The sequence below is a fragment of the Curtobacterium sp. PhB172 genome (assembly GCF_003752545.1).
Lineage (GTDB): Bacteria > Actinomycetota > Actinomycetes > Actinomycetales > Microbacteriaceae > Curtobacterium.
This window is the reverse complement of record NZ_RKIF01000013.1, coordinates 1-12,436: the sequence shown is the minus strand read 5'-3', so window position 1 is coordinate 12,436 and position 12,436 is coordinate 1. Positions and strand designations below refer to the sequence as shown.

The following is a 12,436-nucleotide window of genomic DNA, read 5'->3' as shown; positions in this document are numbered from 1 at the left end:
GGTCACAGGGACACCAGCGATCGGCGACGGGCGACGGCGACGAAGACGGGGCCGCCGATGACGGCCAGGACGATGCCGACCTCGACCTCCGAGAACCCGCCGATCAGGCGTCCGACGACGTCGGCGAGCAGCACGAGCGCCGCTCCGACGAGCCCGGAGACCGGCAGGGTCCACCGGTGCCCGGTGCCGACGAGGGCCCGGGCGACGTGCGGCACCGTCAGGCCGACGAACCCGATCGGTCCGGCGGCGGCGGTCGCTCCGGCTGCGAGCAACGTGATGGCCCCGAGTCCGACGAGCCGCGCGACGAGCACGTTCTCGCCCAGGCCCTTGGCCAGGTCCGAGCCGAGCCCGAGTGCATCGAGTGCCCGGACGTTCAGGACCGCGAGCACCAGCCCGGCGACCAGGAACGGCCACACCGCGCCGAGGATGTCGAGCTGCCGTGCGGCGAGGGAACCGACGACCCACAGCCGGTACGCGTCGAGCGAGTCCTGGTCGGTCAGGACGACGAACGAGGTCAGCGCGCCCAACAGGGCCGAGACGGCAGCGCCGGCGAGGGCGAGAGGGACCGGGCTCGCCGTCCCGCTGCCCGCGATGGTCACCGAGAACACCACGACGCTCGCGACCAGTGCCCCGCCGAGGGCGAACCACACCGTCGCGCCGGTGCTCGTGACCCCGAACACGTAGACGCCGAGGACGACGGCGAGCCCGGCACCCGACGAGACCCCGAACAGTCCGGGGTCGGCGAGCGGGTTGCGGGTGTGTCCCTGCATCAGGAGCCCCGCGATCCCCAGGGCCGCACCGACCGCGGCACCGATGAGCGTGCGCGGGACCCGGGAGCCCCAGACGATCGCCTCGTCGGTGGTCGAGCCGGTCCGGAACAGGCCGTCGAGCACCCGGTCGACGCCGATCCGGTTGCTGCCGAGGAGCATGCTCGCGACCGCCACCAGGACCAGCACGACGACCAGTCCGGCGATCACCAGGACGCGGCGACGGACGGCGGTGCGGTGGACACCGAGGGCTGCTGACGCATCGGCGGTGCGGGCCTCCGAGACGGAAGCCAGGGCAGGGGAGGGGGCTGGCACGGAGAACATCTTAGGTTAGCCTTGCCTCATGGCGAAGACTCCGCGGCTCCTGCCCGAGAATCCCCGGCTCTTCCGCGCCCGAGTCCTGCGGACCGAGCGCACGACGCCGTCGATGCAGCGCGTCACCGTCACCGGCGACGACCTGCACGAGTTCCCGTTCCTCGGCTTCGACCACTGGTTCCGCCTGTTCACCGGGCGCCCGGACCAGGACGCGTTCCGGATGCCGGACCTCGACGGCAAGAAGTGGTGGCCGACGTTCCTGGCCATCCCCGAGGACGTCCGGCCGCACTGCGCGAACTACACCGTCGCCGCGTTCCGCCCGATGCCCGACGGCACCGCCGAGATGGACATCGACTTCGTCGTGCACACCGACGCCGCCGGCGAGCCCGAGGGCCGTGCCGCGATCTGGGCCTGCGGTGCCCGCCCCGGCGACCAGCTGGCGATGCTCGACCAGGGCTGCATCTTCGACTGCCCGGACGACACCAGCGAGATCGTGATCGCGGCCGAGGAGACCGGGCTGCCCGGCGTGCTCGGCATCGCCGCGTCACTGCCCCGGAACGCCGTCGGCCGCATCATCCAAGAGGTCCCCACCGCCGGCGACGTCCGCGAGATCGACGCACCGGCCGGGGTCACGGTCACGTGGATCGTCCGCGACGAGGTCGACCACCACGCCGTCCCGGGCCGCGCGGCGCTCGCCGAACTGCAGCGGCACGTGCCCGTCGACGACCGGGGCTACGCCTTCGTGGTCGGCGAGTCGACCCTCGCCACCGAGGGCCGCCGGCACCTGCACCGTGCGGGTCTGCCGAAGGCGCGCATCACGTTCTCCGGCTTCTGGAAGCACGAGGCCAAGGAGTCCGTCTCCGCCTGAGCGGTGCACGTTCCTTCCCATGGCATGTGCGATGCCTGGTGCTTTCGGGCGTACCGGCACGGAACTTCTCGCCAGGTACGCCCGAGTTCGCCAGGTACGCCCGATTCGGCAGGCGACCCACGCCTGGAACGCGACCAACAGGACGGACGGGAGGCCCGCTGCCAGCTGGCACCGGGCCTCCCGTCCGTCGTGGGGTGGCGTCAGCCCTTGAGGCCGGAACCCGTCACGCCCTCCACGATCTGCCGCTGGAAGATCAGGTAGAGGATGATCAGCGGCAACGCCGCCAGGATCGCTCCGGCCTGGATGTCCGCGTAGCGCTGACCGAAGCTGCCCTGGACCGTGGCGAGCCCGACCGGGATCGTCATGAGGTCCGGGTTCGACAGCACGAACAGCGGCAGCAGCAGGTTGTTCCAGACACCGACGAAGGTCAGGATCGTCACCGCGGCGATCACCGGACGCGACAGCGGCAGGATGACCGACCAGTAGATCTTCCAGATGTTGGCACCGTCGATGCGTGCCGCTTCCTCCAGCTCCTTCGGGATCCCGTCGAAGAACTGCTTGAAGATGAACACCGCGATCACGGCGGGCACCTGCGGGAAGATGACCGACCAGTAGGTGTTCAGCAGGCCGACGGCGTTGAGCTCCTGGAAGATCGGGATGATCAGGACCTGCGTCGGGATCATGATGCCGAGGATGATGAGCAGGAACGCGATGTTCCGACCGCGGAACACCAGGCGGGACAGCGCGAACGCCGCCATCGAGGCGAACATGACCGTCAGGACGGCCGTGATGACGCTCGTGATGGCGCTGGCGAGGTACCAGTTCCAGATGTCGCCGGCCTGGAACAGCGACGCGTACGAGTGCAGCGTCGGGTTCCAGTTCGACAGGATCGAGTTCGCGCCGAGGGCGGCGACGCCGTTGTCGGACAGCGACGTCTTCAGGGCGAACAGGCTGGGGATGAGCCAGATGATCGCGAAGACGATCAGGATGATCCCGGCGACCAGGTTGAAGCCCTTGCCGGAGACGCCGATCTTGGCGGCGTTCGCGGGGGCGGCGGCCGAGACGCCGGTGCGGAGCTTGGCGCGGCCGGTGGTGATGCTCTCGGTGGCGGTCATGTCAGGCCCCGATCTCTCGCTTGGCGGCAGCGCGCTCGACGAGCTGCCGGATGACCGCGATCGCGACGATCACGATGAACAGGAGCACCGACGCTGCCGAGGCGGCACCGAGTCGGTTGTCGGTGAAGCCGACGCCCGTGATGAGCTGCAGCGAGACCTGGGTGGAGATGCCCGGTCCGCCGTTCGTCATCAGGTACACCTGGTCGAAGATCTTCAGGCTCGCGATGATCTGCAACAGGATGACCAGCGTCGTGGTGCGGCCGAGCAGCGGCAGCGTGATCGACTTGATCTGCTGCCAGTTCGACGCACCGTCGACGGCGGCCGCTTCGTACAGTTCGCGCGGGATCTCCTGCAGGCCGGCCAGGTAGAGCACGAAGTTGAAGCCGAGGGTCCACCAGACGGTGGCGATCGCGACACCGATCATCGCGGTGTTCGGGCTGGACAGCATGCCGGAGCCCGGGGTGAGGCCGATGGCCGACTGCATGCTCGCCCACAGGCCGGTCGCCGGCGTGAAGATGAACACCCAGATGAGCGAGATCGTCGCCGACGGCAGGATGAACGGCAGGAAGAACGCCAGTCGGAAGAACCACTGGCCGCGGTTCATCCGGTTCGTCAGTACGGCGAACACGAACGCCAGGATGACGAGCGGCGGCGTCGTGTAGAGCGTGAACTGCAGCGTGTGCCAGAGCGACGACCAGAAGTCGGAGCGTCCGAGCATCTCCGCGTAGTTCGCGAACCCGGCGAAGCTGCCGAGGCCTGTGCGGACGGTCGAGGTGTTGAAGAAGCTCGAGACGATCATCCAGACCGTCGGGCCGAGCAGGAACGCCGCGTAGAACAGGCCGAACGGGGCGAGGAAGAGCCAGCCGCTGCGGCCCTGGCCACGGGTGAGGCTGGTGCCGTAGGTGCGGTTCCGGCGCGGACGCGACGCGGTGGCCGCATCCGTGGGCCGGTCGAGGACAGGTGCTGTGGTCACGTCATCGTGCCTTTCGCGCGGTGTTCACGGCGTTCACGTGCCGGGCAGGTGCATGCCCGGTGGTCGCGTGCCCGGTCACAGGGGGCTCGGGGTGTTCAGGTAGGTCGCGAGCTGCGACTTGATGGCACTGAGCGCCTGTGCGGGCGACGAGCTGCCCTGCTGCACGAGGGCCAGCTGGGCGCCGACGGTGCCCTCGAAGGTCGAGCCGGAGCCGCCGTACCAGGCGGGGTCGTCGAACACGGCGGTCTCGGCTGCGGCCGCGTAGTTCGACTGGGGCTTGAGCTCCTTGTAGGCGCTGCTGTCGAAGGTCGGGATGTAGGCGGGGACGTGCCCGCCCTCGGCCCAGGTCAGGCTCTGCTCGAGCATCTGCTTGATGAAGAGCATGTGCTGCTTGCGCTGCTCCGGCGTGCGGTCCTTCTTCGGCAGCACGAAGGTGTGCGAGTCCGCCTGCGTCGCGGGCTTGTCGTACAGCTGCGGGATCGGGGCCATGCCGAACTTCAGTCCCTTGATGGACTGCGCCGTGCTGATCTCCCACTCGCCCTGCATGAAGAAGCCGGCCTTGCCGTCGAACATCAGGGACTGCGCCGTGGCGTAGTCGAGCGCCTTGTTCATCCAGCCCTGCTTGACCCACTTCTGGGTGCGGCTGGTGACCTCGTTGTAGGCGTCCTCGTTGACCGTGAGCTTCGCGCCGCCGTCGCTGATGAAGGGGGTCGCGTCGTTGATCTGGTTGTACATCGTCCAGAAGAAGCGCCACGGGGTGGCGGTCTCCGGCACGACGTTGGCGACGTTGAGCGCGGTGCCGCCGGTGACCTTCGCGACCGCGGCGAGGGCACTCTCGAACGTGTCCATGCCGGACAGGTCCTTGAGGTTGCCGTCGCTGTCGAGCAGGCCCGCCTTCTTGCACACGTCAACGTTGTAGAAGAGCACGAAGGGGTGGGTGTCGAGCGGGATCGCGATGTTGTTGCCGTCGGTCTTCTGCGCCGTCCAGGCCTTCTGGTTGAAGTCGGCGGCGCTGAGGCCGACGCTCGCCAGGTCCTCGGACGTGATCGGGTCGAGCAGGTCGCCGTCCCACAGCGGCTTCGCCCGGGTCAGGTGGGCGACCGCGACGTCCGGCGGCTTGTTCCCGACGGTGGCCAGTGTCAGCTTCGAGTAGTACGGGTTGCCCCACGCGAACGTGGTGGCCTGCAGCGAGCTCGATCCGCCGTGCTGCTTCGCGTAGCCGTCCTCCATCGCCTGCATGCGGAGGCCGTCACCGCCGCCGAAGAGGTTCCAGAAGACGAGAGTCTCGGGGTTGAGGGCACTGCCGGCCAGGCCGGCTGCGATCGGGCTCGAGCACGCGGCGAGCGGCAGGACCGTCGCGGCCGCCGCTCCTGCGGCGAGGAAGCCGCGGCGCGAGAGGCGCGACGCGGGTGTTGCTGGGCGGTTCGGCATGGCATCACTCCATCGGGATGGGCCGGGCTCGGGAGCAGGGTCGGTGCTCCCGCCGGGGCATCGCTGCTCCGTTCGCGGAACACTGCTGCTCCGTGCACGAGAGCCGTGGGTCGGTGCTCCGTGAGCGCTCACATTAGCGCTCGCGAAGATCATCCGCCACCCCTTTCGCGTCGCCGTGGAACCCGGTAGCGTTTCTGTCAGGTGAGCGCTCACTTTCGTGACGGTCCGCTTCGCTACCCCTGGCGCCGGACCGAGCACGCGCACCGCACGACCCGCAGTACCCGCTCTCGCACGATCGAAGGAGATCCATGCCCCGCACACACCTCGTCCTCGACGCCGCGTTCACCGTGGGGCCGGTGCGACGTCGCCTGTTCGGCGGGTTCGTCGAGCACCTCGGCCGCCACGTCTACGACGGCATCCACGAGCCCGCGCACGAGACCGCCGACGAGCACGGCTTCCGCAAGGACGTCGTCGAGCTCGTCAAGGAACTCGGCGTCTCCGCCATCCGCTACCCCGGCGGCAACTTCGTCTCCGGCTACAAGTGGGAGGACGGCGTCGGCCCCGTCGAGCAGCGCCCGAAGCGCCTCGACCTGGCCTGGCACTCGACCGAGACCAACGAGGTCGGCCTGCACGAGTTCCAGCACTGGCTCGACCAGGTCGGTTCGGAGCTCATGCTCGCCGTGAACCTCGGCACACGTGGCACCGCCGAGGCGATCGAGCTGCTCGAGTACGCGAACATCGACGCCGGCACCGCACTGTCCGAGTACCGCAAGTCCAACGGTCGCCAGGAGCCCTTCGCCATCAAGATGTGGTGCCTCGGCAACGAGATGGACGGCCCGTGGCAGCTCGGCCACAAGAACGCCGACGACTACGGCAAGCTCGCCGCCATGACCGCGAAGGCCATGCGCCAGATCCAGCCCGACCTCGAGCTGGTCGCCTGCGGTTCGTCCGGAGCGTCGATGCCGACGTTCGGCGAGTGGGAGCGCACCGTCCTCGAGCACACCTACGACGACGTGGACTACATCTCGGCGCACGCCTACTACGAAGAGGGCGACGACCTGCCGTCGTTCCTCGCCGCCGGCGTCAACATGGACCACTTCATCAAGACGGTCACCACCGCCGCCGACCACGTGCAGGCGCAGAAGAAGTCCGACAAGCGCATCGACATCTCGTTCGACGAGTGGAACGTCTGGTCGATCTCGAAGTGGAACGAGCAGCAGAAGACCTTCGGGCCGCAGGACTGGCCGGTCGCCCCGCGCCTGCTCGAGGACGTCTACACCGTCGCCGACGCCGTCGTCGTGGGTGGGCTGCTCATCTCGCTGCTCCGCCACGCGGACCGCGTCGCCTCGGCCTCGCTCGCGCAGCTCGTCAACGTCATCGGCCCGATCATGACCGAGCCCGGCGGCCCGGCCTGGCGCCAGACGACGTTCTTCCCGTTCTCGGTGACGTCGCGCCTGGCGAACGGCACGTCGCTGCAGGTCAAGTCCTCGGGTGACACCGTCGACGGCGGCAAGTACGGCGAGGTGCCGGTCGTGGACTCGGCCGCCACCGTGACCGAGGACGGCACGGCAGCGGTCTTCCTGATCAACCGTCACCCGTCCGAGTCGACCACCGTCACGATCGACCTCGCGGGCCTGGCGGCCTCGGGCGACGTCCGTGCCGAGGGCGTCTGGGACGACGACATCCACGCCGTGAACGACCTTTCGTCCACCGAGCGCGTCGGGCTCCGCACGAACGAGACGGTGAGCCGCGACGGCGACACCATCACGATCGAGCTGCCGCCCGTGTCCTGGACTGCCGTGTCGATCGGCTGAGACGCCTCGGCGTTCGCTGCGGCGGGCGTCGAGTGAGCACAGAGGACGTCGGGCGCTCGCGCCCGACGTCCTCTGCTCGTTCCGCGCGCGTGTCGCGTGTCGTGTGTCGGTCGGGTCCGGTTCGCGAAAGCGACAGTCGCCCGGCATGCTGCGGCGTCCGGACCGCGAAAGCGACAGTTCTCCGCAAATGGTTGGCGGCACACTGTCGCTTTCGCGGGTGTGCCCCGGGCGGCGGACGGGAGGCCCGTGGCGGGCTGGCACCGTGCCTCCCGTCCGCCTGTTGGTCGCGAAAGCGACAGATGTGCGGCCGGCTGCGCCGTCGGGTCCGCGAACGCGACAGTTCTCCGCGGAAGGTTGGCGGCACAGTGTCGCTTTCGCGAACCGGGGCGAACCGCGGCAGCGCGCAGCGCGTCAGCGCGCGGCAGGCGGCGGCGCCGTGCTCGCCCGCTCCACCAGGCGCACGGGCACCAGGTCGGGGGCGGAGGACACGGACTCGCCGTCGATCTGGGCGAGCAGGTTCGCGACGGCTCGGCGCCCGACCTCGTCGAAGGACTGGTGCACGGTGGTGAGCGGCGGCCAGAAGGAGTCGGACTCGGGGGAGTCGTCGAACCCCACCACGCTGAGCGACGACGGCACGGACCGCCCGAACTCGTGCGCGGCGCGGAGCACCCCGAGCGCGGTCTGGTCGTTGGCGGCGAACACGGCGGTGATGTCCGGGCGTGCGGCGATGGTCAGGCCGGCGCGGTAGCCGGAGTCGGTGCTCCACCCGCCGTGGAACACCGGCGGGACGTGCCGCCCGGCGCGCTCGAGGGTGTCCTGCCACGCGGCCAACCGGCGTGCGGCGGAGTACGACGAGGTCGGTCCGGCGACGTGCCAGACGGTCTCGTGGCCGAGGTCGAGCAGGTGCTGGGTGGCCTGGCGCGCGCCGTCGGTCTGGTCGGTGTCGATCGCGGGGTGGTCGGTGCTGCCGGTGGAGTCGATGATGACCATGGGCACGCCGTCGGGCAGCACGACCTCGGCCGTGTCGATGATGTGCGACTCGATGATGATCACGACGCCGTCGACGGCCTGTTCGTGCAGGCGGGAGAACGCGGAGCGCACGCCCTCTTCGGTGCGCGAGGCCATCGGCAGCAGCGTGATCGTGAAGTCCGCCGCACCGGCGGCGTCGGCGATCGCCTCGAGCGTGCGCATGTTGCCGAAGGACGCGAGCGTGAACATGATCACGCCGATGGTGCGGAAGCGCCCCGATCGCAGGGCCCGCGCGGCACGGTTCGGCCGGTAGCCCAGGGTGTCCATGGCGCGCTGCACGCGGTCGCGGGTGTCCGGGCTGACGTTGTCGAACCCGCGTGCGACGCGCGAGACGGTCTGCATCGAGACCCCGGCGGCGTCGGCGACGGCGGCCATCGAGGGGGAGCGGCGGGTGCCGGCGGGGGACTCGGTCGTCATCGGCTCGAGCTCCTTCCGTTGCGGGATCACGCAGTCTGCGTTCCCGGACGCTAGCGCATGTTGACGTTGCCATGCTATCGTCCTGACGTTCGATGTTGACGTCAACATCTGCGACCGCCAGAGCGCCCGTCACCGGGCCCGGGTCGCGGCAGACGACACCGGACACCCGAACGCAGCAGACGAAGGAGTCACATGAGCACGCTCGCAGCGCGGCCCGGCGAGGCAGCCGCAGCGCAGCCGGCAGCCCCCCGCCCGGCAGGTCGCCGGACCAAGGCGCGGGGGCGCTACACCGGTTGGCTGTTCGTCGGCCCCTTCGTGGTCGTCCTGATCGCCATGCTCATCGTCCCGATCGGCTACGCCCTCTGGCTCAGCCTGTTCCGCGACCAGCTCATCGGCGGCAACCAGTTCGTCTGGTTCGCCAACTACGTCCAGCTCTTCCAGGATGCCAAGTTCTGGTCCGGCTTCGGTCGGGTCGCGATCTTCCTGGTCGTCCAGGTGCCGATCATGCTCGGGCTCGCACTCGTGGCCGCCCTCGCGCTCGACAGCGCACGGCTCTGGGGCACGTCGTTCTTCCGCATCGCGGTGTTCCTGCCCTACGCCGTCCCCGGTGTCGTCGCGGCCCTGATCTGGGGCTTCATCTACGGCAACCAGTTCGGCCTGACGGGTGCGGCGAACGACGCGCTCGGCATCGACCTGCTGCAGCCGTTCAGCCCCAGCTGGGTGCTGACCTCCATCGGCAACGTGGTCACGTGGGAGTTCCTCGGCTACAACATGCTGATCTTCTACGCCGCACTCCGCACGGTCCCCGGTGAGCTGTACGAGGCCGCCGAGCTCGACGGCGCCGGCCCCCTGCGCACGGTCTTCTCGATCAAACTCCCGGCCCTGCGCGGCCCGATGGTCATCGCCACGATCTTCTCGATCATCGGCAGCTTCCAGCTCTTCAACGAGCCGAACCTGCTGAAGACCCTGGCCCCGAACGTCATCGGCAGTGCCTTCACCCCGAACATGTACGCCTACTCGCTGTCCTTCAGCGGCCAGCAGTTCAACTACTCCGCCACCGTCGCGATCGTGATGGGCGTGATCACCGCGGTGATCGCCTACGTCGTCCAGGTCCGCGGAACCCGCCAGGAGAACCGATGAGCACCATCCAGCACCCCGCGACCGGCGCCGCCGGGCCGGCCACGGTCACCGAGGCGACCACGACGCAGCGCGACCCGCGCACCCGCTCGACCCGGGCCTCCAGGAAGGCCGAGCGGAAGGCCGAGCAGCACGTCGACGGACGCAAGCCGAAGCGTTCCGGCCTGCTGACCGCGGTCATGGTCGTCTTCGTCGTCTACTCGTTCGCGCCGCTGTTCTACCTGCTCGTGAACAGCACGAAGACGCAGGCGTCGCTGCTCTCCACGTTCGGGCTCTGGTTCGGCGGAGACTTCAACCTCTGGCAGAACATCGTCGACACCGTCACGTACAACGACGGCATCTTCCTGCAGTGGTTCGGCAACACGCTGCTCTACGTGGTCGTCGGTGCCGGTGGCGCCACCCTGCTCGCGACGGTCGCCGGCTACGGCATGGCGAAGTTCCAGTTCCCCGGACGCCGCGCGGTGTTCGCCATCGTGCTCGGTGCCATCGCGGTCCCCGGAACGGCCCTGGCGGTCCCGACCTTCCTGCTCTTCTCGCAGGTCGGCCTGACCAACACCCCGTGGTCGATCATCCTGCCGTCGCTCATCAGCCCGTTCGGCATGTACCTGATCTGGACCTACGCGGTCGACGCGATCCCCGCCGAGCTCCTCGAGGCCGCCCGCATGGACGGCGCCGGCGAGTTCCGGATCTTCTTCACCATCGCGCTCCGCCTCCTCGCTCCCGGTGTCGTCACCGTCCTGCTCTTCGCGGTCGTCGCCACCTGGAACAACTACTTCCTGCCGCTCATCATGCTGAGCGACCCGAAGTGGTACCCCCTGACGGTCGGCCTGAACCAGTGGAACGCCCAGGCCACCGGGTCCGGTGCGCAGCCGATCTACAACCTCGTCGTCACGGGATCGCTCCTCACGATCATCCCGATCGTGGTCGCGTTCCTCTTCCTCCAGCGCTTCTGGCAGTCCGGCCTCGCGGCCGGGTCCGTCAAGGCCTGATCCGTCGGACGGGAGGCCCGTGGCGACCCCGCCCCGCGCCCTCCGGTCCGGAACACAGCAGCACTACCCCCTCTCCACGAAGAAGTGAAAGGCACCCCCATGAACAAGCGTCTCCGGCGCGGGCTCAGCGCCCTCGCCATCGGCGTCACCGCCACGATCGCCCTCGCCGCCTGCGCGACCGGCGGCTCGTCGTCCGGTGGCTCGTCCGACGACATCACCAAGGCGTTGAAGGACGGTGGCACCCTGACCTACTGGTCGTGGACCCCCTCCGCCAAGGCCCAGGTCGCCGCGTTCGAGAAGCAGTACCCCAAGGTGAAGGTCAAGCTCGTCAACGCCGGCACCGGCGCCGACCAGTACACCAAGCTGCAGAACACCGTGAAGGCCGGCTCGGGCGCCCCCGACGTCGCCCAGGTCGAGTACTTCGCGCTGCCGCAGTTCGCCCTGTCCGACTCGCTGCTCGACCTGTCCGGCTACGGCTTCGACTCGCTCGAGGACAAGTTCGCGAAGAGCACCTGGAGCTCGGTCTCGATCGACGACAAGGTCTACGGCCTGCCGCAGGACTCCGGCCCCATGGCGCTGTTCTACAACAAGACGGTCTTCGACAAGCACGACATCGCCGTGCCGAAGACGTGGGACGAGTACGTCGCTGCCGCGAAGAAGCTGCACGAGGCCGACCCGAACGCCTACATCGCGGCCGACTCCGGCGACGCCGGGTTCACCACGAGCATGATCGCCCAGGCCGGCGGCACCCCGTTCACCACCGACGGTGACAAGGTGACCATCAACCTGCAGGACGAGGGCTCGAAGAAGTGGACGAGCACCTGGAACGAGCTCGTCGAGCAGGGCCTGCTGTCGAAGACCGTCGGCTGGACCGACGACTGGTACAAGCAGCTCGGCAACGGTGAGATCGCCACGATGATCACCGGCGCCTGGATGCCCGGCAACCTGGAGTCCGGCGTCGCCCAGGCCTCGGGTGACTGGCGCGTCGCTCCGATGCCGACCTACGACGGCGGCACCGCCCAGACCGCGAACAACGGCGGCAGCGCCGAGGTCGTCATGAAGCAGTCGAAGAACCCGGCCCTCGCCGCGGGCTTCCTGAAGTGGCTGAACTCGTCCAAGGAGTCGACCGGCGTCTTCATGAAGTCCGGTGGGTTCCCCTCGACGACCGCTGACCTCGACTCGTCGGCCTTCCTCGACGAGAAGCCGTCCTACTTCGGTGGGCAGCAGATCAACAAGGTGCTCGTCGACGCGTCGAAGTCCTCGGACAACGACTTCACCTACCTGCCGTACCAGGTGTACGCGAACAGCGTCTACGCCGACACCGTCGGTCAGGCGTACGAGAACGGCACCTCGCTCGACGCCGGCCTCGAGGCCTGGCAGAAGGCCCTCGCCAAGTACGGCAAGGACCAGGGCTTCACGGTCTCGACCAAGTAGCACCGGCACCAACTCCCCGGGGTCGGGGGGGGGGGGGGGGCCCCCCCCCCCCCCCCGCCAGCAAGAAAGAAAACGAAAAAAGAAACAAGGCCCCCCCCCCCCCCCACGCCACGCGCCGCCCCCCCCCCCGCGGCGCGGGCGGGGCCC

10 protein-coding genes are annotated in these 12,436 nt (G+C 69.0%); 5 read left to right on the top strand and 5 right to left on the bottom strand.

Translation table 11 applies throughout. The features are described from left to right. Window positions 1-2: 2 nt before the first annotated feature. On the bottom strand, window positions 3-1,082 hold the full coding sequence (locus tag EDF42_RS18000) for an iron ABC transporter permease (RefSeq protein WP_260212509.1): 1,080 nt from the start codon (window positions 1,080-1,082) through the stop codon (window positions 3-5). 28 nt (window positions 1,083-1,110) lie between these two features. Here EDF42_RS18000 and EDF42_RS17995 point away from each other — a divergent pair, with 28 nt between their 5' ends. Next, window positions 1,111-1,950, top strand: a complete 840-nt coding sequence (locus tag EDF42_RS17995) for a siderophore-interacting protein (protein WP_123673811.1) — start codon at window positions 1,111-1,113, stop codon at window positions 1,948-1,950. 200 nt (window positions 1,951-2,150) lie between these two features. On the opposite strand, the gene EDF42_RS17990 is transcribed toward EDF42_RS17995, so the two are convergent. From EDF42_RS17990 to EDF42_RS17980, 3 genes are all read right to left on the bottom strand, one after another. Next, window positions 2,151-3,065, bottom strand: a complete 915-nt coding sequence (locus tag EDF42_RS17990) for a carbohydrate ABC transporter permease (RefSeq protein WP_111086243.1) — start codon at window positions 3,063-3,065, stop codon at window positions 2,151-2,153. Window position 3,066: 1 nt separating this feature from the next. After that, entirely contained in the window at window positions 3,067-4,038 is a 972-nt protein-coding gene (locus tag EDF42_RS17985; RefSeq protein WP_111086244.1) for a carbohydrate ABC transporter permease, read from the bottom strand. A 75-nt stretch (window positions 4,039-4,113) separates the two neighbouring features. After that, a complete protein-coding gene (locus EDF42_RS17980) occupies window positions 4,114-5,469 on the bottom strand; it encodes an extracellular solute-binding protein (RefSeq protein ID WP_111086245.1) in 1,356 nt (451 codons plus the stop codon). A 308-nt stretch (window positions 5,470-5,777) separates the two neighbouring features. Here EDF42_RS17980 and EDF42_RS17975 point away from each other — a divergent pair, with 308 nt between their 5' ends. Continuing rightward, window positions 5,778-7,283 (top strand): alpha-N-arabinofuranosidase, encoded by a 1,506-nt coding sequence (locus tag EDF42_RS17975; RefSeq protein WP_123673809.1) that lies wholly within the window; start codon window positions 5,778-5,780, stop codon window positions 7,281-7,283. Between the two features lie 411 nt (window positions 7,284-7,694). Here the strand turns inward: EDF42_RS17975 and EDF42_RS17970 are convergent, their stop codons facing one another. Further along, complete coding sequence (locus EDF42_RS17970) at window positions 7,695-8,729, bottom strand: LacI family DNA-binding transcriptional regulator (protein WP_123339025.1); 1,035 nt, start codon at window positions 8,727-8,729, stop codon at window positions 7,695-7,697. Between the two features lie 192 nt (window positions 8,730-8,921). Between EDF42_RS17970 and EDF42_RS17965 the strand changes: the two genes are divergently transcribed. From EDF42_RS17965 to EDF42_RS17955, 3 genes are all read left to right on the top strand, one after another. After that, window positions 8,922-9,869, top strand: coding sequence for a carbohydrate ABC transporter permease (locus EDF42_RS17965; protein ID WP_111086247.1), 948 nt, complete (start codon window positions 8,922-8,924; stop codon window positions 9,867-9,869). Next, window positions 9,866-10,855 carry a carbohydrate ABC transporter permease gene (locus EDF42_RS17960; RefSeq protein WP_207906668.1) on the top strand — a complete coding sequence of 330 codons (990 nt, stop codon included), beginning with the start codon at window positions 9,866-9,868 and terminating at the stop codon, window positions 10,853-10,855. The genes EDF42_RS17965 and EDF42_RS17960 overlap by 4 nt, the downstream gene beginning before the upstream one ends. A gap of 99 nt (window positions 10,856-10,954) precedes the next feature. Beyond that, window positions 10,955-12,289, top strand: a complete 1,335-nt coding sequence (locus EDF42_RS17955; RefSeq protein ID WP_173169216.1) for a sugar ABC transporter substrate-binding protein — start codon at window positions 10,955-10,957, stop codon at window positions 12,287-12,289. Window positions 12,290-12,436 lie beyond the last annotated feature (147 nt).